General features: G+C 63.3%; 21 protein-coding genes. 14 read left to right on the forward strand and 7 right to left on the reverse strand.

What is annotated here, in order from left to right; all coding sequences use genetic code 11:
- Nucleotides 1-121: 121 nt before the first annotated feature.
- Complete coding sequence (gene ahcY, locus FCK22_RS05910) at nucleotides 122-1,513, reverse strand: adenosylhomocysteinase (RefSeq protein ID WP_067268309.1); 1,392 nt, start codon at nucleotides 1,511-1,513, stop codon at nucleotides 122-124.
- Nucleotides 1,514-1,597: 84 nt separating this feature from the next.
- Nucleotides 1,598-1,900 carry an S-adenosyl-L-homocysteine hydrolase gene (locus tag FCK22_RS05915; protein ID WP_231886452.1) on the reverse strand — a complete coding sequence of 101 codons (303 nt, stop codon included), beginning with the start codon at nucleotides 1,898-1,900 and terminating at the stop codon, nucleotides 1,598-1,600.
- Nucleotides 1,901-1,975: 75 nt separating this feature from the next.
- On the opposite strand from FCK22_RS05915, the gene FCK22_RS05920 reads away from it, so the two are divergent.
- Both FCK22_RS05920 and FCK22_RS05925 read left to right on the forward strand, forming a co-directional pair.
- Nucleotides 1,976-2,572, forward strand: a complete 597-nt coding sequence (locus FCK22_RS05920; protein ID WP_136720279.1) for an HD family hydrolase — start codon at nucleotides 1,976-1,978, stop codon at nucleotides 2,570-2,572.
- Nucleotides 2,569-3,048: a GNAT family N-acetyltransferase gene (locus tag FCK22_RS05925; RefSeq protein ID WP_067268315.1), complete on the forward strand. Its 480-nt coding sequence runs from the start codon at nucleotides 2,569-2,571 to the stop codon at nucleotides 3,046-3,048. The genes FCK22_RS05920 and FCK22_RS05925 overlap by 4 nt, the downstream gene beginning before the upstream one ends.
- Here the strand turns inward: FCK22_RS05925 and FCK22_RS05930 are convergent.
- Together FCK22_RS05930 and FCK22_RS05935 are read right to left on the reverse strand one after the other, a co-directional pair.
- Nucleotides 3,045-3,599, reverse strand: coding sequence for an ActR/PrrA/RegA family redox response regulator transcription factor (locus tag FCK22_RS05930; RefSeq protein WP_067268317.1), 555 nt, complete (start codon nucleotides 3,597-3,599; stop codon nucleotides 3,045-3,047). The genes FCK22_RS05925 and FCK22_RS05930 overlap by 4 nt on opposite strands.
- 46 nt (nucleotides 3,600-3,645) lie before the next feature.
- On the reverse strand, nucleotides 3,646-4,260 hold the full coding sequence (locus FCK22_RS05935; protein WP_067268320.1) for an SCO family protein: 615 nt from the start codon (nucleotides 4,258-4,260) through the stop codon (nucleotides 3,646-3,648).
- Between the two features lie 99 nt (nucleotides 4,261-4,359).
- On the opposite strand from FCK22_RS05935, the gene regB reads away from it, so the two are divergent.
- The 11 genes from regB (at nucleotide 4,360) to FCK22_RS05990 (ending at nucleotide 19,556) form a co-directional block, all read left to right on the forward strand.
- Nucleotides 4,360-5,751 carry a sensor histidine kinase RegB gene (gene regB, locus FCK22_RS05940; protein WP_067268322.1) on the forward strand — a complete coding sequence of 464 codons (1,392 nt, stop codon included), beginning with the start codon at nucleotides 4,360-4,362 and terminating at the stop codon, nucleotides 5,749-5,751.
- Between the two features lie 85 nt (nucleotides 5,752-5,836).
- Nucleotides 5,837-7,363, forward strand: a complete 1,527-nt coding sequence (locus tag FCK22_RS05945) for a PAS-domain containing protein (RefSeq protein ID WP_136720280.1) — start codon at nucleotides 5,837-5,839, stop codon at nucleotides 7,361-7,363.
- 56 nt (nucleotides 7,364-7,419) lie between these two features.
- The gene (gene tsaE, locus FCK22_RS05950) at nucleotides 7,420-7,893 is read left to right on the forward strand and encodes a tRNA (adenosine(37)-N6)-threonylcarbamoyltransferase complex ATPase subunit type 1 TsaE (RefSeq protein ID WP_067267716.1); all 474 of its coding nucleotides are present in this window, start codon (nucleotides 7,420-7,422) and stop codon (nucleotides 7,891-7,893) included.
- Nucleotides 7,890-8,903, forward strand: a complete 1,014-nt coding sequence (locus tag FCK22_RS05955) for a phosphotransferase (protein WP_197471017.1) — start codon at nucleotides 7,890-7,892, stop codon at nucleotides 8,901-8,903. Before tsaE ends, FCK22_RS05955 begins: the two co-directional genes overlap by 4 nt.
- Entirely contained in the window at nucleotides 8,876-9,568 is a 693-nt protein-coding gene (locus tag FCK22_RS05960; RefSeq protein ID WP_067267720.1) for a nucleotidyltransferase family protein, read from the forward strand. The genes FCK22_RS05955 and FCK22_RS05960 overlap by 28 nt, the downstream gene beginning before the upstream one ends.
- Nucleotides 9,561-12,518 (forward strand): double-strand break repair protein AddB, encoded by a 2,958-nt coding sequence (addB, locus tag FCK22_RS05965; RefSeq protein ID WP_067267721.1) that lies wholly within the window; start codon nucleotides 9,561-9,563, stop codon nucleotides 12,516-12,518. The genes FCK22_RS05960 and addB overlap by 8 nt, the downstream gene beginning before the upstream one ends.
- A complete protein-coding gene (gene addA / locus FCK22_RS05970; RefSeq protein ID WP_067267723.1) occupies nucleotides 12,515-15,886 on the forward strand; it encodes a double-strand break repair helicase AddA in 3,372 nt (1,123 codons plus the stop codon). Before addB ends, addA begins: the two co-directional genes overlap by 4 nt.
- 36 nt (nucleotides 15,887-15,922) lie before the next feature.
- Nucleotides 15,923-16,243, forward strand: a complete 321-nt coding sequence (gene trxA, locus FCK22_RS05975) for a thioredoxin (RefSeq protein ID WP_007118424.1) — start codon at nucleotides 15,923-15,925, stop codon at nucleotides 16,241-16,243.
- Nucleotides 16,244-16,441: 198 nt separating this feature from the next.
- A complete protein-coding gene (gene hslV, locus FCK22_RS05980) occupies nucleotides 16,442-17,002 on the forward strand; it encodes an ATP-dependent protease subunit HslV (protein WP_067267725.1) in 561 nt (186 codons plus the stop codon).
- On the forward strand, nucleotides 16,999-18,300 hold the full coding sequence (gene hslU / locus FCK22_RS05985; RefSeq protein WP_067267727.1) for an ATP-dependent protease ATPase subunit HslU: 1,302 nt from the start codon (nucleotides 16,999-17,001) through the stop codon (nucleotides 18,298-18,300). Before hslV ends, hslU begins: the two co-directional genes overlap by 4 nt.
- Before the next feature lie 38 nt (nucleotides 18,301-18,338).
- Nucleotides 18,339-19,556, forward strand: a complete 1,218-nt coding sequence (locus FCK22_RS05990; RefSeq protein WP_067267728.1) for an MFS transporter — start codon at nucleotides 18,339-18,341, stop codon at nucleotides 19,554-19,556.
- Here FCK22_RS05990 and FCK22_RS05995 read toward each other — a convergent pair.
- The 3 genes from FCK22_RS05995 to FCK22_RS06005 are packed head-to-tail and all read right to left on the reverse strand — an operon-like array spanning nucleotide 19,553 to nucleotide 21,827.
- Nucleotides 19,553-20,137, reverse strand: coding sequence for a Smr/MutS family protein (locus tag FCK22_RS05995; RefSeq protein WP_067267730.1), 585 nt, complete (start codon nucleotides 20,135-20,137; stop codon nucleotides 19,553-19,555). The genes FCK22_RS05990 and FCK22_RS05995 overlap by 4 nt on opposite strands.
- Nucleotides 20,134-21,126 carry an MltA domain-containing protein gene (locus FCK22_RS06000; RefSeq protein ID WP_067267739.1) on the reverse strand — a complete coding sequence of 331 codons (993 nt, stop codon included), beginning with the start codon at nucleotides 21,124-21,126 and terminating at the stop codon, nucleotides 20,134-20,136. Before FCK22_RS06000 ends, FCK22_RS05995 begins: the two co-directional genes overlap by 4 nt.
- Before the next feature lie 41 nt (nucleotides 21,127-21,167).
- Nucleotides 21,168-21,827 (reverse strand): Tim44/TimA family putative adaptor protein, encoded by a 660-nt coding sequence (locus FCK22_RS06005; RefSeq protein ID WP_067267732.1) that lies wholly within the window; start codon nucleotides 21,825-21,827, stop codon nucleotides 21,168-21,170.
- Between the two features lie 104 nt (nucleotides 21,828-21,931).
- Here FCK22_RS06005 and FCK22_RS06010 point away from each other — a divergent pair, with 104 nt between their 5' ends.
- Nucleotides 21,932-22,429 (forward strand): FxsA family protein, encoded by a 498-nt coding sequence (locus tag FCK22_RS06010; RefSeq protein WP_067267734.1) that lies wholly within the window; start codon nucleotides 21,932-21,934, stop codon nucleotides 22,427-22,429.
- The last annotated feature ends 23 nt before the right edge of the window (nucleotides 22,430-22,452 follow it).

The following is a 22,452-nucleotide window of genomic DNA, read 5'->3' on the forward strand; positions in this document are numbered from 1 at the left end:
TGCTTGAATCCGCCGATTGAGCTGATTTTCCTATATATCGCAGTCTCTTGATAGAGAAACGCCGCCCCGGTGATCTTCGGGGCGGCGTTGAAAATTGCTGAAAGAGGGAACTCTTCGCGGCTTAGTAGCGGTAATGCTCGGGCTTGAACGGCCCCTCGGGCGTCACGCCGATATAGGCCGCTTGCTCCGGGTTCAGCTTGGACAGTTTCACGCCGATCCGGTCGAGGTGCAGACGGGCGACTTTCTCATCCAGATGCTTGGGCAGGATGTAGACATCGTTCTCGTATTTGTCGGTGTTTTCCCACAGTTCGATCTGCGCCAGCACTTGGTTGGTGAAGGACGCGGACATGACGAAGGATGGGTGCCCGGTGGCATTGCCGAGGTTCAGCAGACGGCCTTCGGAAAGCAGGATCAGACGATTGCCATTCGGCATCTCGATCATGTCCACCTGCTCTTTGATGTTGGTCCACTTGTGGTTTTTCAACGCGGCGACTTGGATTTCATTGTCGAAGTGGCCGATGTTGCCGACGATGGCCATGTCCTTCATCTCGCGCATATGCTCGATGCGGATCACGTCCTTGTTGCCGGTGGTGGTGATAAAGATATCTGCGGTGCCGACCACGTCTTCCAGCAGCACGACCTCGAAACCGTCCATCGCGGCTTGCAGCGCGCAGATCGGGTCGACTTCGGTGACCTTCACGCGGGCACCCGCACCGCGCAGAGACGCGGCGGAGCCTTTGCCCACGTCGCCATAGCCCATGACAACGGCGACCTTGCCCGCCATCATCGTGTCGGTGGCGCGGCGGATACCGTCGACGAGGCTCTCTTTACAGCCGTATTTGTTGTCGAACTTCGACTTGGTGACAGAGTCGTTCACATTGATCGCGGGGAAGGGCAACTGGCCCTGTTTCACGAGGTCATAAAGACGATGCACGCCGGTCGTGGTCTCCTCAGACACGCCCTTGATCTGGTCGCGCATCTTGGTGAACCAACCGGGGCTTTCGGCCATACGCTTTTTGATCTGCGCGAAAATTGCCTCTTCCTCTTCGGACTTCGGCACGGCGGTCAGCTCGTCTTCGCCATTTTCCACGCGCGCGCCAAGAAGGATGTAGAGCGTCGCATCGCCGCCATCGTCGAGGATCAGGTTCGGCCCTTCGGGGAACATGAAGGATTTATCGAGGTAATCCCAATGCTCAACCAACGACTGGCCTTTGATGGCGAAGACCGGCACGCCCGCTTCGGCGATGGCCGCGGCCGCGTGGTCTTGGGTCGAGAAGATGTTGCAAGATGCCCAACGCACATCTGCGCCAAGAGCGACCAGCGTTTCGATCAGAACGGCGGTCTGGATGGTCATGTGCAAAGAGCCGACGATCCGTGCGCCTTTCAGCGGCTTGCTGTCACCGTATTCATCGCGCAGCGCCATCAGGCCCGGCATTTCGGTCTCGGCGATGTCCAGCTCTTTCCGCCCGTAGGCCGCCAGATTGATATCCTTAACAATATAGTCGTGGGCCATGCGGCGCTCCTGTTTAAAGTGTTGCAGGGCGGTTAGCACCTTCGCCGCGAATTCTCAACGTGAATGGGGAAAGGCCGCGCCGGATCAGTCCAGAAGAGCGGCCAGTTGCTTATCGCCCGAAAGACCCGCCATCCAATCGTCGCCCTGGGCCAGCACGCAGGCATTGCCATCGGCCAAAGTCTTGACCAAGGTCCATGTCCCCGACTGATCCGATGCCCAAAGCTGGCTGTTGTCCTCACGCTGACCCGGCACCGGCTCTTCACCGTACCAATCGATCAGGGCAGACTTCATTTCCTTGGCGGGCATGCAGACTTCTTCTGCCTGTGCAGCACCGGCGAGGGTGGCCAAGGTAACTGCAACTATCGTACCGGAAAAAACGGGTTTCATGATCATCTCCTTCGTGGGATGAACAGGTTTGACAGGGATTTGTTCCCAAGGCTCACGAGGTAAGGACCCCCGCGAATGGCGCAGAAACCACGCGCATGGCAAAGGATGCTGTCAGGTCGGCGGCTTGACCTGCTCGACCCCACGCCGGTCGATGTCGAGATCGAAGACATCGCCCATGGTCTGGCCTTTGTCGCGCGCTGGAACGGGCAGACACGGGGCGACTATGCCTATTCGGTGGCCGAACATTCGCTATTGGTGGAAACGATTTTCGCCCGCATCGCCCCCCGCTCGCCTGCGAAATGGCGCCTCGCCGCGTTGCTGCATGATGCGCCGGAATATGTGATCGGTGACATGATCTCACCCGTGAAGGCCGCCGTAGGGCCGGATTATCGCGCTTTGGATGAGCGGTTGACCACTGCCGTGCATGTCCGCTTTGGCCTTCCCGCCAGCTTGCCCGTGCGGGTCAAGCAGCAGATCAAGAAAGCCGACCGCGTTAGCGCTTGGATGGAGGCCAGCCAGATCGCAGGCTTTTCCGAGGCCGAGGCGACCCGTTTCTTTGGCCGCCCCGATGCGGCGCTGATGGAGGGGCTGAGCATCCTGCTGCGCCCGCCGGTTGAGGTACGGGCCGAGTTCACCGAACGCCACGCGGCGCTGCTGCGCGAAATGGCGTGATCCACATCCGCCGTGCCGGGGCGCTCGATACCCGCGCCTTGGCCGATTTGCTGAACGCCATTATCGCCAAGGGCGGGACCACCGCCATGGTCAGCCCCGTCACCCCGCACGAGTTGCAAGGTTGGATGGCCGCGCCCGACAGCGCGTGGCATCTGGCGGAGGACGAGCAGGGCGTGCTGGAAGGCTTTCAATACATCGAACCCCACCCCGACCTGCCCGAAGGCGGTGTGGATGTCGCGACTTTCGTGCGGTTGGGAGAGACGGGGTTTGGCATCGGCTCGGCCCTGTTCGAACAGACAAAGCGGGCCGCGCGTGACTTGGGCTATGCCCATATCCACGCCATCGTCCGCGCAGACAATCAGGGCGGGCTGGCCTATTATCAAAGCCGCGGCTTCGAGGATTTCAGACGGCTGCCAAACTGCACATTGGCCGATGGCACCCGCGTTGATAAAATCTGGAAACGGTTCGAGCTTTAGCGCGGCGAGCGTTTGGCCAAGATGCGCTGCAAGGTCCGCCGGTGCATGTTCAGCCGCCGCGCAGTTTCCGAGACATTGCGGTCACAGAGTTCATAGACCCGCTGGATATGCTCCCACCGCACGCGATCCGCGCTCATCGGGTTTTCCGGCGGTTCGGGCAGGTCCCCTCCGGTGGCCAAAAGCGCATTCACAATGTCATTGGCGTCAGCGGGTTTAGACAGGTAATCCGTCGCCCCGGATTTCACCGCCGCCACCGCCGTGGCAATCGCTCCATAGCCCGTCAGCACGACGACCCGCGCATCGGCGCGTTTGTCGCGCAGCACTTCGACCACGTCGAGCCCATTGCCATCCTGAAGCCGCAGATCGACCACGGCAAAGGCCGGGGGGCGCGCGGTGGCGATGGCTTTGCCCGCAGCGACAGAGCCTGCGGTTTCCACCTCAAAGCCGCGTTTCTCCATCGCCTTGGCCAAACGGCGCAGAAACGGCTCATCGTCATCGACCAAAAGCAAGCTGCGGTCCGCGCCTAAGTCAGAAATATCCTGCATCAACATCCCCTCTCAAAGGCTAATATGGGGCGGCCAAGGCGGCGGGTCAATTTCAGCGTTGATCCAGAAAACAACCGATGCTGTCGGCCATCTCTTCGGGGCGTACTTCGCGGCGGAAAAAGTCGACAACGCCTTCTTCGGGCATGACCAGATAGCTGAAGGTCGAGTGATCGACGAGGTATTCGCCATTCTCATCTTCGGGGTGCACCTTGTAATAGGTGCGATACGCTTGGCTGGCGGCTTTGACCTGCTCGGGCGAGCCGGTCAGCCCGACCATGCGCGGATGCATCACCTCGGCAAAATCACCGACCACTTCGGGCGTGTCGCGCGCAGGGTCAACGGTGATGAAGACCGGCGTGATGCTCTGGCCGCGCTCATCCAGAATTTCGGTCGCCGCCGCGTTGCGGTCCACGTCCAGCGGGCAGACATCGGGGCAGGAGGTATAGCCGAAATAGAGCAAGGCCGGCTCTTTGATGACATCGGCATCGGTCACGGTCTCGCCCGCGCTGTTGACCAGTTCGAACGGCCCGCCGATATCGCCGCCCGCCACTTGGCTCGACCGGCAAGAGGCATAGGGATCGTCCTCCCCCCGCAGCACCATGAAAGCCGTCCCGGCCAAAAATACCGCCGCAACCCCAGCCGCGCCAAATGCAATCATTCGTTTCATGTCAGTCCTCCGCCGTGCTGGCCGGTCTTGATCGTGTTTCGCCGCAGACCTACGCTAGATGGCAGGTGATGCAAGACGCAATAAAGTGATGGGGCTAAGATGACGCAGGCAAATATCCGGCCCCTCGATGGGCGCACCCGCGCCAGTTGGATCCGCCTGCGCACGATGATCCTGCTGCGCTGGTTCGCCATCGCCGGACAGTTGACCGCCGTCACCGTGGCGCAATGGGCGCTTGGGCTGCAACTGGCCTTTGGCCTATGCTACCTGACGATCGGGGCCTCGGTGGTTGGCAATCTCGTGGCGGCCTTCGTCTTTCCGCAGAACAAACGCCTGTCGGAGCGCGAGAACCTCGCCATGGTGCTCTTCGACCTGCTGCAACTGACCGCGCTTTTGGCGCTGACCGGCGGGTTGCACAATCCCTTTGCGCTGCTGCTGCTGGCCCCGGTGACGATCTCGGCCACCGCGCTCAGCCTGCGCTCGACACTGGTTCTGGGCGGCACGGCGATTATCGCGGCCTCGGTGCTGGCGCTGTGGCATCTGCCGTTGGTGACGCAATCGGGCGATGTGCTGCGCCAGCCCGGCATCTTCGTCTTTGGGCATTGGGCGGCGCTGCTCATCGCCATCGTCTTTACCAGTGCCTATTCGCGGCGCGTCACGACCGAAGTCCACTCCATGGCCGACGCGCTCTCAGCCACGCAGATGGTGCTGGCGCGAGAGCAGAAACTCTCGGACCTCAGCGGCGTCGTCGCCGCCGCCGCGCATGAATTGGGGACGCCGCTTGCCACGATCAAACTGGCCAGCACCGAACTGCTGGGCGATCTGGAAGACCGCCCCGATCTGGCCGAAGACGCCGCGCTGATCCGCGATCAGGCCGACCGCTGCCGGGATATCCTGCGCGATATGGGCCGCATCGGGAAAGACGATCTGCACATGCAGCGCGCGCAGCTGACCGCCGTGGTGAAAGAGGCCGCCGAGCCGCATCTGGAGCGCGGCAAGACGGTTATGTTTTCCGACAATCCGATGGCCCGAGACCCGGCCCGCGCCCCGACAATCCCGCGCAAGCCCGAGATCATCCACGGGCTGCGCAATCTGGTGCAGAACGCCGTGGATTTTGCCGAAACCACGGTTTGGATCGAAACCGAATGGTCCGCAGAGGATATCTCGGTACGGATCATCGACAACGGGCCGGGCTTCCCGCCGCAGCATCTGGGCCGGATCGGCGATCCGTTTTTGCGCCGCCGAGGGGGTGCATCGAGCGAGACGGCGCGGCCCGAATACGAGGGCATGGGGCTGGGGCTGTTCATTGCCAAGACCTTCCTCGAACGCTCGGGCGCGCGGTTGCGCTTTGCCAATGGGTCCGACAGCGGTTGGCTGCGCGGGCTGCCCCCCGCTGGCAGCGGCGCTGTGGTCGAAGTCGTCTGGCCACGCCGCCTGTTGGACCTTGGCCCCGATGACAGCGTGATGGGCGAGAACCAGCGTCTGACGGCCTGACGGCGGGATTGGCGCGTTTGTTAACCCACCGTTAACTATTGGGGCTCAAAATAGGGCGTCGCATTTGCCGAAAGGGGTCTCAGTCATGGCATTGCCGGATGTCATCATCATGCTTGCCGCCGCCTCCGTCACCGCGCTGGCCGCTCTTTGGTGGCTCGGCGCGGCTGCGGGGCGACCTGCGACGGCACCCCCCGGCATCGACGACATGAGCCTGCTGTTCGAAGAGGGGCAGTTGGTTCATGGCTCCGACAACGCGCTGACCCGCTTTGCCCTCGCCCCCGGCTACCACCAGTGGGAGGATATTCGCGATGCGCTGCTGTCGCGATTTCCCGAATTCCCCCGCACGCCCCGGCATGGGGCCACCGGCAAGCTGACCCTCAGGGCAGAGGATGGCGACAGCCCGTCGGAGCTGCGCATCACATGGCGCGACGCGCTCTGTTGGCTGCACCTGCCCCAAACCCGCGCGGCCGAAGAGATCACGGAAGAGACGTTTCAGAAACTCGCCGCCCTGCGCCGGGCCAGCGAAACCAGCCCGAACCCCGCGTGGCAGACCGACGCAGGCGGGCGGATCATCTGGCACAACCGGGCCTACGGGGCCTTGAAACGCAAAGCTCAACCCGACCCGGACTGCGGCGGCGCCGCCCTGTTCAGCACCCCCTCGCCCGACCACCCTAACCGCGTCTGCCTGCGCCGTAGCGATGGAGAAAAGCCCGATTGGTACGCGCTCACCACCACGACCGAAGACAATGTGCAGGTCTATCACGCCACCTGCATCAATGCCGTGGTCGCCGCCGAAGAGGCGCAGCGCAACTTTGTCCAAACCCTCGCCAAAACCTTTGCGCATCTTTCTATCGGGCTCGCGATTTTTGACCGCAACGGGCAATTGGCCCTGTTCAACCCCGCGCTGGTGGACCTGACCGATCTGCCTGCCCCCTTTCTCAGCGCCCGGCCTACGATGGTCTCTTTCTTTGACCAATTGCGCGAAAGCCGCCGCATGCCGGAGCCGAAGAATTACAAGAATTGGCGTCACGAGATTGCCGAGGTTATCGCCGCCGCAACCGATGGCCGCTATCAAGAGACTTGGTCGCTGGAGAACGGCCAGACCTACAGCATCCGGGGCCGGCCCCACCCCGATGGCGCCACCGCTTTCCTGATCGAAGACATCACCGCCGAGGTGACCCTAACCCGCAATTTTCGGGCCGAACTTGAACAAAGCCAAAGCCTGCTCGACACGCTCGAAGATGGTTTCGCCGTCTTCTCTGCCTCCGGCGTGCTGACCTTTTGCAACGCCGCCTATCGCGCCCGATGGAAACAAGACCCGGACAAAAGCTTTGCCGAGATCACCATTAACGATGCGATCCGGGTCTGGCAGGAAATGTCGGCGGCCAATCCGCTCTGGCCCGATGTTGTGGAATTCGTCATGGGCAGGGGCGACCGCGCGGGCTGGAACATGCCTATCTACCCGCATCAGGGCGCGCCGCTTTCTTGCGAGGTCTCGGCCATCGCATCGGGTGCCACGCTCATACGCTTTCGTCCGATCCCCGTCGGCGCGGACCGTTCGGAGCCTACCAATGTCCCTTCGGCGGGCGACCGGCGGCAACCCTCCAACTAGGTCACTCCCAGCCGCTTTAATCTTGCGGCTGCGCGTCGGGACGCTAAGCATGGGGCATGTCCGACGATACCCTTTCCCTCCTGCTCAGCGGCCCCGATGACACCGCTGGGCGCGCCCGGCAACTGGCCCGCCGCCTGTCTCCCGGCGATGTCATCCTGCTCAGCGGCGATGTCGGCGTGGGCAAGACCCATTTCGCCCGCGCACTGATCACCGAATTGCTCGACCACCCCGAGGATATCCCCTCACCCACCTTCACCTTGGTGCAGACCTATGACACGGCAAGCAGCGCGATCTGGCACGCCGATCTCTACCGGCTGACCTCCACCCATGAGATTGAGGAGCTCGGGCTGATCGACGCCTTTCACGATGCGATCTGTCTGGTGGAATGGCCGGATCGGCTGGGCCCCCTCGCGCCCGCCGACGCGTTAGAGATCAGCCTGAGCCCCTGCACCGAAGAAGACAGCCGCAGGCTGACCGCAGAATGGTCCGGCGGCGATTGGGCCGAGAAGCTAGCCGCGTGGCGCAAATGACCGAACGCGCCGCATTGATCAAAGGTTTTTTGCGAACCGCGGGCTGGGCCAAAGCCTCCCGCAAGCTGCTGGCAGGCGATGCCTCCAACCGGCGCTATGACCGGTTGCGCAAAGCGAATGGCGCGCGGGCCATCTTGATGGACGCCCCACCGGAACGCGGCGAAGACGTGCGACCCTTCCGTCATGTCGCGGCGCATCTGGCAGGCTGTGGCCTCAGCGCGCCCGAAATTTACCATGCGGACAATGACAACGGTCTGCTGCTGATCGAAGACCTTGGCGATGACCTCTTTGCGCGGCTCATGGCGGCGGATCCGGCTCGGGAACTCCCCCTCTACCGCGCGGCAGCTGACGTTTTGGTCAAACTGCACGCCGCCCCCCTGCCGGAACTGTCGATTTGCGATGCCGATTGGCTGACCGATATGGCCTCCCCCGCCTTCGACTTTTACGCGCCCATAGGCGGGCAGAGCGCAAGCGCTGCTTTCGCGCGGGTTTTCCGCCCCCTCGCCGCAGCGCTGGATGACAGCCCGAAGGTCGTGATCTTGCGCGATTATCACGCCGAGAACCTGCTTTGGCTGCCAGAGCGCGAAGGGGCGGCGCGGGTCGGTTTGCTGGATTTTCAAGACGCGCTGCTCGGCCACCCGGCCTATGATCTCGTCTCGATCCTGCAAGACGCCCGCCGCGATGTGCCCCGGGCGGTAGAGGCGCAGATCATCGACGATTATCTTGCCCAAACCGGACAGGCGGAACCCCCCTTCCGCCGCGCCTATGCACTGCTTGGCGCCCAGCGCAATCTGCGCATCTTGGGCATCTTTGCGCGCCTCTGTCTGCGCGACGGCAAACCGCATTACGTCGATCTGATCCCCCGCGTCTGGCAGCATCTGCAACATAACCTGCGCCATCCCGCGCTTGCCGATGTGGCGGAGGCAATCGCAGACGTGCTGCCCCCGCCGACCCCCGAATTTCTGGAGCAACTGAAAAGCCAATGCGCGACAATCCCGACGCCATCATGATGTTCGCGGCCGGGTTCGGCACGCGTATGAAACATCTCACCCAAAACCAACCCAAGCCCATGGTGCCGGTCGCGGGCCGCCCCTTGATTGACCATGCGCTCGATCTTGCCCGCGGGATATCCCCTGCGCGGATCGTGGCGAACCTGCACTACTTGCCCGACCAGTTAGAGGCACATCTGAAAGCGCAGAATGTGCAAACGGTGATCGAAACGCCCCAGATCCTCGACACCGGCGGCGGGCTGCGCAACGCGCTGCCGATGTTGGGGACTGGTCCGGTTTTCACCATGAACAGTGACGCGATCTGGGCCGGGGTGAACCCGCTCGAAATGCTCCACAACGCATGGGATCCGGCACGGATGGACGCGCTTTTGATGACCGTGCCGTTGGAAAACACCCTTGGCCATGGCGGCACGGGCGACTTTACCCGCGCCGCGGATGGCCGCCTGCAACGGGGGCCGGGCGAGGTCTATGGCGGGGTGCAGATCATCAAGACCGATCTGCTGGCCGATATCGACGCCGAGGCATTCTCGCTCAACCTGTTGTGGGACATGATGCTGGCACGCGGGACGCTGTTTGGCCTGCCCTATAGCGGGCGCTGGTGCGATGTGGGGCACCCGGGCGGCATCCCCCTTGCCGAAAGCCTTTTGGCAGGTGCCGATGTTTGAGCCGCAGGACAGCCCCCGCGTCTTTGGCCTTGCCCCCGGTGTCGATTTCCCGCGCGGATTGGTGCGCGGGCTGTGCGACCGGTTGGAGAATGGCCCGCCCGAGGCAATGGCCCGTGTCGAGTTGCTGGTGAACACCAACCGCATGGCGCGTCGGCTGCGCCATGATTTCGACGCGGGTCCGGCAGGATTTCTACCGCGCATCCGGCTGATCACTGACCTTGATGCACTGGCCCCCGGCATCGCGCTGCCCGCCCCGACACCGCCGCTGCAACGGCGGCTGGAACTCATTCAACTCGTGTCCCGCCTGCTGGATGCCGCACCCGATCTCGCGCCGCGCGCCTCGCTCTATGCCCTTTCGGACAGTCTTGCGGGGCTGATCGACGAAATGCAGGGCGAAGGCGTCTCGCCCGAGACGGTGGCCGGGCTAGACGTTGGCAACCTCTCGGCCCATTGGGAGCGGGCGCAGCGGTTCCTCGCCATTGCGCATGACTATCTGGGCCAAACCACCACCCGCCCGGATGCCGAGGCACGGCGACGGCAGCTGGTCGCCCGGATCATCGCCCGCTGGCAGGACGCGCCGCCGCAGCACCCGGTGATCCTTGCCGGGTCCACCGGGTCGCGCGGGACCACCGCGCTGTTGATGGAGGCCGTGGCCCGCCTGCCGCAGGGCGCGATCATCCTGCCGGGGTTCGATTTCGAGATGCCAACCGCCGTTTGGAACGAGTTGGATCAGGCGCTTCTGGCCGAGGATCACCCGCAATACCGCTTCCGCAAGCTGATGAATATGCTCGGCGTGGCGCGTGGCGCGGTCGCGCCGTGGTGCGAGATGCCCCCGGTATCGACCGCCCGCAACAAGCTGGTGTCGCTCTCGCTCAGGCCTGCGCCCGTCACCCATGCTTGGCTGAACGAAGGGCCGAAGCTGGAAGACCTGCAAGGTGCCACCGCTGGCATTACCCTGATCGAAGCGCCCACCCCACGGGTCGAGGCTTTGGCCATCGCGCTGCGCCTGCGCCAAGCTGCCGAGGATGGTGTGAAGGCCGCCTTGATCACCCCCGACCGGATGCTCACCCGGCAGGTCACCGCAGCGCTCGACCGGTGGGGCATTCTGCCCGATGACAGCGCCGGGATGCCGCTGCAACTCTCCCCGCCGGGGCGGTTCTTGCGCCATGTGGCAGCGCTTTTTGTCCGGAAACTGGATGCCGAAGCGCTGCTGACCCTGCTGAAACACCCGCTGACCCACAGCGGCGCGGGGCGGAATTTCCACCAGCTCTATACCCAGCGCTTGGAGGCTGAGATCCGCCGCCACGGGCTGCCCTACCCCGACGCCGAAGGCTTGGCCGAGATTGCAGAGCGCGCCGCGAAACGGATGGAAGACCCCAGCGGTTTCCGCGATTGGGTCGCTTGGCTGGGCGAGGTTTTCCCCGGCCATGACACCCCCGGAGAGCGGCCCCTGCCCGAATGCGTCGCCGCGCATTTGGCGCTGGCTGAAAGGATCGCCGCCGGGCAACCCGCCGATCCCGACCACCTGCTTTGGCAGCAGGGCGCGGGCATCGCGGCCGAGGCGGTGATGGCGAACCTCACGGAACATGCAGCCCACGGCGGGGCGATGAACGCCGCCGATTATGCCGATCTCTTGGGCGCACTCTTGGCCCAAGAAGAGGTGCGCGAGGCCGATACCCCGCATCCCGACATCATGATCTGGGGCACGATGGAGGCGCGGGTGCAGGGGGCCGAGCTGGTCATCCTTGGCGGTTTGAACGAAGGTACATGGCCCGAAGCGCCGCCGCCCGATCCATGGCTCAACCGTCAGATGCGCGAGAAGGCCGGGCTGCTGCTGCCCGAACGGCGCATCGGCCTGTCGGCGCATGACTATCAACAGGCCATCGCCAGCCCCGAGGTTTGGATCACCCGCGCGATCCGCTCGGACGAGGCCGAGATGGTGCCGTCACGCTGGCTGAACCGCTTGGGCAATCTGCTGGGCGGCTTGGGCGACACCGGCGGGCCGGAGGCATGGAAGGCCATGCAGCAGCGCGGCAACCACTGGCTGGATCAGGTGCGCGCCTTGGAAGCGGTGGAGCGCACCGCCCCGGCCACGCGCCCCTCGCCCCGCCCGCCGCGCGCGGCGCGCCCCCGCAAACTGTCGGTGACCGAGATCAAGACGCTGATCCGCGATCCTTACGCGATCTATGCCAAACACAGCCTGAAACTGCGCCCGATCAACCCGCTGGTGCAATCGCCCGACGCGCCGGTGCGCGGCATCGTCCTGCACCGCATCATGGAAGATTTCGTCAAACTGGTGGCCCGCGATCCTGCGCGGCTGACCCGCGACACGCTGATGCAAGTGGCCGCCGAGGTGCTGGAGGAAGAAGCCCCCTGGCCCGCCGCCCGCGCCATGTGGCTCGCCCGTATCGACCGGATCGCCGATTGGTTCATCGCCCGCGAAAGCCAACGCGCTGAGTTCTCTAGCCCCGTCGCTTTTGAACAGGGCGCGCGGGGCAGCTACACCTTTGCCGACCTCGGCTTTACCCTCAGCGGCTTTGCCGACCGGATCGACCAGACCGATGACGGCGATGTGCTGATCTACGACTACAAAACCGGCACCCCGCCCGGCAAAAAGGAGCAGCGGCTGTTCGACAAGCAACTCTTGATCGAAGCGGCGATGGTCGAACGGGGCGGTTTTCCCGAGGTGGGCGTGGCCCATGTGGCCCATGCTGCCTTTATCGGTCTAGGGTCGAAACCCGTCGAAGTCCCCGCCCCGTTGGAGGAGGAAAACCCGCAAGAGGTGCTGGCCGGTCTGCACGCGCTGCTCTCGCGCTACCTCGATGAGGGGCAGGGCTTTACCGCGCGGCGGATGGTACAAAGCGATGCCTTTGCCGGAAACTTTGACCAATTGGCGCGGTTCGGGGAATGGGATGGCACCAGCCCCGCCCGACCGGAGGATCTGGAATGATGCGCGATTTCAACGATGCCACCCGCGCCCAGATCGAAGCGGCGCGGCCCGATGCCTCCACCTGGCTGACCGCGAATGCGGGCTCGGGCAAGACCCGCGTGCTGACCGACCGCGTGGCGCGGCTGCTGCTCGACGACGTGGAGCCGCAGCATATCCTTTGCCTGACCTATACCAAGGCGGCGGCCTCGGAGATGCAGAACCGCCTGTTCAAACGCTTGGGCGAATGGGCGATGCTGAAAGATCAGGCACTGCGCAGCGCCTTGGCCGATCTTGGCGTTCAGGGCGAATTGACGCCCGAGCAACTGCGCAATGCCCGCACCCTTTTTGCCCGCGCGATCGAGACGCCCGGCGGGCTGAAAATTCAGACCATCCACTCTTTCTGCGCGGCCCTTCTGCGCCGCTTCCCGCTGGAGGCGCAGGTCAGCCCGCAATTCACCGAGATCGAAGACCGCGCCGCCGATCTGCTGCGGGCCGAGATCGTCGATGAGATGGCCGAAGGCGAAGACGCCCCGCTGGTCGCCGAGATCGCGCGGCACTACACGGGCGAAGATTTCGCCAGCCTCACCCGCAGCATCGTGGGCCAACGCGATGCCTTCAGCACCCCCCGCACTTGGCCCGAGATCCTAGCGCTTTTCGCCCAGCCTGAAGACCTCACCGAAGACAAGATCGCGGCCTCGGTCTTCCTTGGCAGCGAAGCGGCGATGATGGCCGAGATCATCCCCCATCTGCTGGCCAAAGGCGGCAATGACGGCAAGGCGGGCGCGGCGCTGCAAGAGATCGACCGCTATGATCTGTCCGCCCTGCCCCAGCTAGAAAACATCCTTCTGACCGGCAGCGGCGCCAAGGCGCCCTTTACCGCCAAGATCGGCAGTTTCCCGACCAAGCCGACGCAAAAGGTTATCGCCGAACAGATGCCGCAGCTTGAGCAGTTGATGCAGCGCGTCGAAGATGCCCGCGAAGCGCGGCTGGCGCTGAAGGCGGCGCGCAAATCCTATGTGCTGCACCGTTTCGCGGCCCGCTTTCTTGAACGCTACGCAGATGAGAAACAAAAACGCGGCTGGCTCGACTTTGACGATCTGATCCTCAAAGCCCGCGCCTTGCTGACCGACAAGGCCGTGGCCGCTTGGGTGCTGTTCCGCATCGACGGCGGCATCGACCATATCCTTGTCGACGAGGCGCAGGACACCTCGCCCCGGCAATGGGACGTGATCGAACGGCTGACAGATGAATTTTACTCCGGCGCCGGGGCGCGTAACGAGGTGGATCGCACGCTCTTCGTCGTGGGCGATAAGAAGCAATCGATCTACTCTTTTCAAGGCGCGGACCCCGAAGAGCTGGACCGCAAAGGCACGACATTCGAACAGAAGATCGGTGAGGCCGGCCAGTTTTTCCAGCGCCGCAGTCTTGCCTATTCCTTCCGCTCCTCTTCGGCGATTCTGCAAGCGGTCGATGGGGTTTTCGACCCCGCGATCCAGACCGGCTTTACCAATGACGGCCATATGGCCTTCAAGGATCGCCTGCCCGGCCGCGTCGATCTTTGGCCCTTCATCGAAAAGGCAGGCCCTGACGAGGAAGGCGATTGGACTGACCCCGTCGACCGACGCAGCGCGCGGCATCACACGGTGCAACTGGCCGAACGCATCGCGCGGCGCATCAAGGAGTTGACGACCGAGGAGCATTACCTCCCCGACGACAGCAAGGGCGGCTTGGCGCGGCGGCGCATTCAGCCGGGGGATTTTCTGATCCTCGTGCAGCGCCGCTCGGCACTCTTTTCCGAGATCATCCGCGCTTGCAAGGCGGCGGAACTGCCCATCGCAGGGGCCGACAGGCTCAAGGTTAGGGCCGAACTGGCGGTGCGCGATCTGGCGGCGATCCTGTCGTTCCTTGCAACGCCGGACGACGATTTATCGCTTGCCACCGCGCTGAAATCGCCACTTTTCGGCTGGTCGGAACAAGAGCTTTTCACCCTCGCCCATCACCGTAAGGAGGATCACCTCTGGCAAGCGCTGCGCAACCAGACCGAGGCCCACGCCGCCACCCTCGCCGTGCTGCGCGACCTGCGCGGGCAGGTCGATTACCTGCGCCCCTACGATCTGATCGAACGCATTCTCACCCGCCACGATGGGCGCCGCAAACTGCTCGCGCGGTTGGGGCCCGAGGCTGAGGATGGGATCAACGCGATGCTGAGCCAAGCACTGTCCTACGAGCGCGGCACGGTGCCCAGCCTGACCGGGTTCCTGCAATGGATGCAGACCGATGATCTGGAAATCAAACGCCAGATCGACAGCGCGTCGAACCAGATCCGGGTGATGACGGTGCATGGTGCCAAGGGTCTGGAAGCGCCGATTGTGATCCTGCCCGACACCGGGCGGCGCGATGTGACGATCAAGGATGAGATCATCACCGTTGACGGCACCCCCGTCTGGAAAGCCCCGGCGGATGACATGCCCCAGCCCATGCGCGCCCGGCTGGACGAGATGAAAGAGGCCGCGCTGCAAGAACGGCTTCGCCTGTTCTATGTCGCCATGACGCGGGCCGAGAAATGGCTGATCGTGGCCGCGGCGGGGGAATTGTCGAAAGATGAATCCTCTTGGTATCAGATCACCGCTGCCGCTTTGGCGCGGCTCCGCGCCGAGCCTTTGGGCGACGATGGCACGCTGCGCTATCAACAGGGCGATTGGGATGCGCTTGACATCATAGAGACGCCTAAGAAAACCGTCACAACGCCCAGGTTAGACCCTGTTTTCACCCGCTCCGCCCCCTCCCCCAAGGGAGAGGATAAGACCCTCTCGCCCTCAGATCTCGGCGGAGCCAAGGCGCTTGCCGGTGAGGCCGGGCTCGATATGGACACTGCGCTGAGCTATGGCACGCTGGTCCATGAGCTGCTGGAACATCTGCCGCTGATGGGGACGGATGCCCGGGAGATCTTTCTAGAGCGGTTGGCCCGCACACACCCCGCCGAGATGATCGCCCGCGCGGAAGATGAGGCGGAAGCGGTGCTGAACACCCCTGCCCTCGCCCCGCTGTTTGCCGAGACAACCCTCGCCGAAGTGCCCGTGACCGGCAGCCTCGGAGACCAGCGCCTGCATGGCACGATCGACCGTTTGGTGATCGCCGAGGGTCGCATTCTTGCCGTCGATTTCAAGACGAACCGCGTGGTCCCCGGCGCGGCTGACGCCTGCCCCGACGGGCTGCTGCGTCAGATGGGAGCCTACGCCCATATGCTGCGCCAGATCTACCCGGATCGGCGGATCGAGACGGCCATTCTATGGACTGCCACCCCCGCGCTTATGGTGTTACCCAACGATATCGTGACAAATGCCCTGCGCGCCCTGCCATATCTTGACGCCACTGCCGCGCATTCATAGGTTCAGGCCTCAACCCATTCCTGTCAGGAGAGCATCATGGCAACCGTCGCAGTCACCGACGACACTTTCGACGCCGAAGTCAAAAATTCGGACATTCCGGTTCTGGTCGATTTCTGGGCCGAATGGTGCGGCCCGTGCAAACAGATCGGCCCTTCGCTGGAAGAGCTGTCGGATGAAATGAACGGTCGCGTGAAGATCGTCAAAGTCAACGTCGACGAAAACCCGAACTCGCCCGCCCAAGTCGGCGTGCGCGGTATCCCGGCGCTGTTCATCTTCAAGGACGGGCAGGTCGTGTCCAACCTCGCCGGCGCGCGCCCCAAGGCGGCCCTGCAAAGCTGGATCGAAGAATCCATCTAAGGCCAACGCCTTAGGCATTGAGTTACGAAAACGGGCGTCCTTCGGGGCGCCCTTTTCATTGTGGCAAAGCCGCTGGCCACTGCACCGCAAGCCTGCCCCCGCATCACAAGCGGCGCGCCTGCCCCACGCGCAACCGGCGCTGCCCTTGTCCTGCCCTGCCACGGGGGCCATATAGAGCGCCAAGCGACAGGAGGCCCCATGGCACAGAACGACGATTTCCCCGGTTGGCACGGGACCACGATCATTGGCGTCAAAAAAGGCGGCGAAGTGGTGATTGCCGGTGACGGACAGGTCAGCCTCGGCCAGACCGTGATCAAAGGCACCGCGCGCAAGGTGCGCAAGCTCAGCCCCGGCGGCTATGACGTGGTGGCGGGGTTTGCGGGCTCCACCGCGGATGCCTTTAGCCTGCTGGAACGGCTGGAGGCCAAACTGGAAGCGACACCGGGTCAATTGGCCCGTGCCAGTGTCGAATTGGCCAAGGACTGGCGCACCGATAAATACCTGCAAAAGCTCGAAGCGATGCTGATCGTGACCGACGGCAAAGACCTGCTGGTCATCACCGGTGCGGGCGATGTGCTGGAGCCGGAGCATGAGGTCGCGGCCATCGGATCGGGTGGGAACTATGCCCTCGCCGCCGCGCGCGGCATGATGGACAGCGACCGGGACGCCGAAACCATTGCCCGTGATGCCATGGCGATCGCCGCCGACATCTGCGTCTACACCAACGGCAAACTCACCGTGGAGAAAATCACCGCATGACCGACCTGACCCCCCGCGAGATCGTATCCGAACTGGACCGCTATATCATCGGCCAGAACGACGCCAAACGCGCTGTAGCCGTGGCCCTGCGCAACCGCTGGCGCCGCAAACAATTAAGCGATGACCTGCGCGACGAAGTCTACCCGAAGAACATCCTGATGATCGGCCCCACCGGCGTCGGCAAGACCGAGATCAGCCGCCGCTTGGCGAAGCTCGCCCGCGCGCCCTTCATTAAAATTGAGGCGACGAAATTCACCGAAGTCGGCTATGTGGGCCGCGACGTGGAACAGATCATCCGCGATCTGGTAGACAGTTCCATCGCCATGACCCGCGAGTTCATGCGCGAGGACGTTAAAGCCAAGGCCGAACAGGCCGCCGAGGACCGTGTCATCGACGCCATCGCCGGCACCGATGCCCGCGACGGCACGCGCGAGATGTTCCGCAAGAAGCTCCGCGCAGGTGAGCTTGACGATACGATGATCGAGCTTGAGGTCGCCGATACCTCCAGCCCCTTCCCGATGATGGACATTCCCGGCCAGCAAGGTATGGGGATGATGAATCTCGGTGATATTTTCGGCAAAGCCATGGGCGGGCGCACCACCAAGAAACGCATGGCCGTGGCCGATAGCTATGACGTGCTGGTGGGCGAAGAGGCCGACAAGCTGCTCGACGACGAAGCCGTCAACCGCGCCGCCATTGAAGCGGTTGAGCAGAACGGCATCGTTTTCCTAGATGAGATCGACAAGGTCTGCGCCCGCTCCGACGCGCGCGGTGGCGATGTTTCCCGCGAGGGGGTGCAGCGCGACCTGCTGCCGCTGATCGAAGGCACCGTCGTTTCCACGAAATATGGCCCGGTGAAGACCGACCATATCCTCTTCATCGCATCGGGCGCGTTCCATATCGCCAAGCCTTCGGACCTTTTGCCCGAATTGCAGGGCCGTCTGCCGATCCGCGTCGAACTGCGGGCGCTGACCGAGGATGATTTCGTCCGCATCCTGACCGAAACCGACAATGCGCTGACGCGGCAGTACACCGCCCTAATGGGGACCGAGGAACTGACCGTCACCTTCACCGAAGAGGGGATCGCGGCACTGGCCAAGATTGCGGCAGAGGTCAACACCTCGGTCGAGAACATCGGTGCGCGGCGGCTTTATACGGTGATGGAACGGGTCTTCGAAGAAGTCTCCTTCGACGCGCCTGATCGCTCGGGGCAAGAGATCACCGTCGATGCTGATTTCGTCGAAAAGAACCTTGGCGAATTGACCCGCTCCACCGATCTCAGCCGCTACGTTCTTTAGGGCTTTCCTTTCTTCCATGCCCCGGCGATGAAAGGGGCATGGAATACCTCTCATTTCTGCGGCGCAACTGGCTGTTTCTGCTGGCCGGTTTCCTGCTGACCTTCACCTCGTCCTATGGGCAAACCTATTTCATCTCGCTCTTTGCGGGGGCGGTGAAGGGCGACTTTGGTCTAAGCGACGGCCAATGGGGCGGCATCTATACCGTCGGCACGACATTGTCGGCCATCACCATGGTCTGGGCCGGGGTGCTGACGGACCGCTTTCGTGTGCGGGTGCTGGCCCTTGGGGTGATGCTGGCGCTGGCGGGGGCCTGTCTTGCGATGGCGGCAGTGCCGAATTGGATCGCGCTGATCTTTGTCATCTACGCCTTGCGGCTGACCGGGCAGGGGATGATGTCTCAGCTAGGGCAGGTCGCCATGGTGCGCTGGTTTGAGGCCTCGCGCGGCAAGGCGCTTTCGCTCTCTTCGATGGGTTTCGCCGCCGGTCAGGCGTTCTTGCCGGTGATCTTCGTGGCCCTGTTCGCCAGCTTTCACTGGCGCAGCCTTTGGGTACTGGCCGCGGTGCTGGTGCTGCTGACAATCCCGGTGATCCTGATGCTGCTGCGGCAAGAGCGTACCCCGCAAAGCATGGCCGATCAGGCGCAGCGCACAGGGATGAGAGGGCGGCATTGGACCCGGGTCGAGATGTTCCGCTCGGGTCTCTTCTGGATGATCATCCCGTTGGCCATCGGCCCCGCGGCATGGGGCACGGCCCTGTTCTTTCAGCAGGTGCATCTGACCCAAGTGAAGGGATGGGCCTTGGTTGAGTTCGTGGCTTTGATGCCGGTCTACACGATCTCGGCGGTGGCCTCGACCTTCCTCTCGGGTTGGGCGATCGACCGTTTCGGCGTCAGCCGCGTTGTGCCGGTGATGATGCTGCCCTTTGCCCTGTCATTCGCGGTGCTCGCCTATGCCGACACGCTCTGGATGGCCGGGATCGGCTTGCTGATTTTCGGCATGGGGCAGGGCATGCAGTCCACCGCGCCGGCGGCCTTCTGGGCCGAGTATTTCGGCACCCGCCATGTGGGGTCGATTAAAGCGGTGGCGGCGGCGCTGATGGTCTTCGGTTCGGCCATCGGGCCGGGAGTGACGGGGCTGTTCATCGACCTCGGCGTCGATTTCCCGCAGCAGATGCTGCCCATCGCGCTTTATTATCTGATTGCCGCAGGCTTGGCCGCATGGGCGATTGCGCGCTACAAACCACTGCTGCGCGGTTAACGGTTGCGCCGTAGGTAGACGTAATAGGCCCCGCCGCCGCCGTGGCTGACATGGGCCTGCGCGACCTGTAGTACGAGACCGCTGAGCGGTGGCATCGACAGCCACTGGGGCACCTGATGACGCAGCACCCCATCGCGCACGGGGATCGGGCCACCGTCATCGCGCCGCTTGCCCTTGCCGGTGATCACCAGCACCAGCCGTTTGCCCCGGGCATGGGCATCCATGATGAAACCATTGAGCGCCGGATGCGCCCGGTCGAGGGTCATGCCATGCAGGTCGATCCGGCCCTCGGGCCGCAGCTTGCCGCGTTTGAGCTTGCCGTAAGCCTTGTGGTCCATCTGAACTGGTGCGGCTTTCATCTGCTCGGCCAATGAGGGGCGCAGATCGTTGCCGCGCTTTTTCATGTTAGGCTGCGGCTTGTTGCCTTGCAGGGCGATCTTGGCGCGTCGAACCTGCGGTGGGGCAGGGGCGGGCGCGTCGATCTCGGGCGTGAACAGCTTGTTCAGCTCCAGCTTCTCGGTCCGCTCGGTCACCCGGCGCCAGAGTTCGAGATCGTCTTCGTTCAAGCGGCGCCGTTTCATATCGCGCTCTCCGGCAGGAAAGCATAGGCGCGTTGGATGGGCATCAAGACCATCATCCGCCCCGGATCACGCAGACGGCCCGCCGCGCGGCCCGCTTTGTCACCGGTGCCAAAGAATACATCCGCCCGCTGCGCGCCCTTGATGGCCGAGCCTGTATCCTGAGCGACCATCAAACGCCGCAGAGGCGCCTTCCCGTCCTTTTCGATCCAGACCGGCGCGCCGAGCGGCACATGCGACGGGTCCACCGCGATGCTGCGCATGGCGGTGATGGACCGGTTCATCGCCCCCAGCGGCCCCTTGTCGGCGGGCACGCGGCTGACTTCGCGGAAGAAGACGTATGACGGGTTGTGATAGAGCAATTCGCGGCCATCTTCGGGGTTGCGGCGCACCCAATTCTTGATGACATCGGCGCTGACCTGATGCGCCTCATAGACCCCACGCCGCACCAATTCGACCCCGACCGAGCGGTAATCATGGCCATTCGCGCCGCGATAGCCCACCCGAAGATAGCTGCCATCAGGCAGGCGAATACGGCCAGAGCCCTGAATTTGCAGAAAGAACAGCTCAACCGGGTCATCGACCCAAGCGATCTCAAGCCCGCGGTCGCGCATCACGTCGCCATCTAGGATCTCGCGTCTGGTGAGCCATGGGCGGATCTGCTCGGCCTCGGGGGGCATGGCGTAGATGGGATATTGAAACCGGGCAGAGGGGTAGAGATCGCCGTCCAATTCAGGCTCGAAATACCCAGTGAAAAGCGCGTCATTGCCGTCTTCCATCAGAACGGGGCGAAAGAACAATTCGAAGAACTGCCGCGGGTCGGGGCCATCTTTGGCCAGCTGGCAGAGCGCGCGCCAATCGACGTCTTTCATGTCGCCGCAGGTGCTGGTGAAAACCTCGAAGGCAGCGGCGTGGTCATCTTCGGCCCAGCCCTCAAGCTGGTCGAAATCCATGACGGTATAATGCACCTCTGCTGCGGACGGCGTGTTCATCGACACACCGCCCAACAGCGCCAGTGCGCCAAGCGCACGCGCTACCCGTCTGTGGAAACCAACAGCCAATTCGGATCGTCCGAGCCCATGACACGGGCGAAGACCCATGTATCTTTTTGGCGTTTGATTTCGGTGCTGCTGCCCTCGACAATCTCGCCCTCACGGTTGCGAACCTCCGAGGTCAGCTCGCCGACGAAGCGGATGGTGAGTTCGGCTTCTTTCGTGGTCTCGTCCATCTTGGCGTCGATCAGTTCCATCTCGCGCACGCCGATGAAATTCGCCTCGATCGTCAGACCTTGGTCCTCCCGCGCGGCGACGCCGTCAACGAAGCTTTCATAGACGTCATCGGCCAGAAACGGCTGAATTTCGGCCAGATCGCCCCGCTCATAGCCCATGACGATCATCTCATAAGCGCCGCGCGCGCCTTGCAGGAAATCGCTGACGCCAAAGGACGGCTCGACCCGCTTCATCTCGGCCAAGGCTTTGCCCGAGGGGCTATCTTCGGGAACGTGGTCGCTGATATCGAGATCCGGGCCACCTTCGATCACTTCAAACGCGGGGCCGCTGCGCGGGCTTGGCGTTTGATCGGTCACCGGGGGCTTTTCAAAACCCTCACGCGTGCCAAGCACGTTTTTCAGCCGCAGGATCAGGAATACGGCGATACCGGCGAGGACCAGAAGCTGTATCAGGGGAGAATTCATCGAAACCTCATTCAGGGGTGGCATGGAAACATGCGAGTTAAGCTCTTATGTAGGTGTTCGACCGGGGCAAGTCCACTCTGCCCCCAGCGAAAGGACTCCGCCGCATGTGGCTATTGATCGCATTTATCGCCGTGCCTCTGATCGAGATCACGCTTTTCATCCAAGTCGGTGGCGCCATCGGCCTTGGCTGGACGCTGGCCGTGGTGGTTTTGACCGCCATTTTGGGCACATGGTTGGTGCGGTCTCAGGGTGCGCTGGCGCTTGGCCAATTGCGCAGTTCCTTCAATGACTTGCGCGACCCGACCGAGCCTTTGGTGCATGGCGCGATGATCCTGTTTTCCGGCGCGCTGCTGCTGACGCCGGGGTTCTTCACTGATGCCGTCGGCTTTGCTTTCCTGATCCCACGCTTCCGGCAGGCGGCCTACCGTGCGATCCGTGACCGGGTGAAGGTCCAAAGCTTTGGCACCCCCGGCGGCATGGGGCCGCGGCCCGGGCCGCAACGCCGCGGCGATCCGCGCGGTGACGTGATCGACGGGGATTTTCACGAGATCCCCGAACAGCCGCGCCAGACCAAGGGCCCCTCGGGCTGGACTAAGGATTGAGCGGCCCGTGCCGACCTGTTAAG

Origin of the sequence: Sulfitobacter sp. 15WGC (genome assembly GCF_005068605.1) — a bacterium.
GTDB lineage: Bacteria > Pseudomonadota > Alphaproteobacteria > Rhodobacterales > Rhodobacteraceae > Sulfitobacter > Sulfitobacter faviae.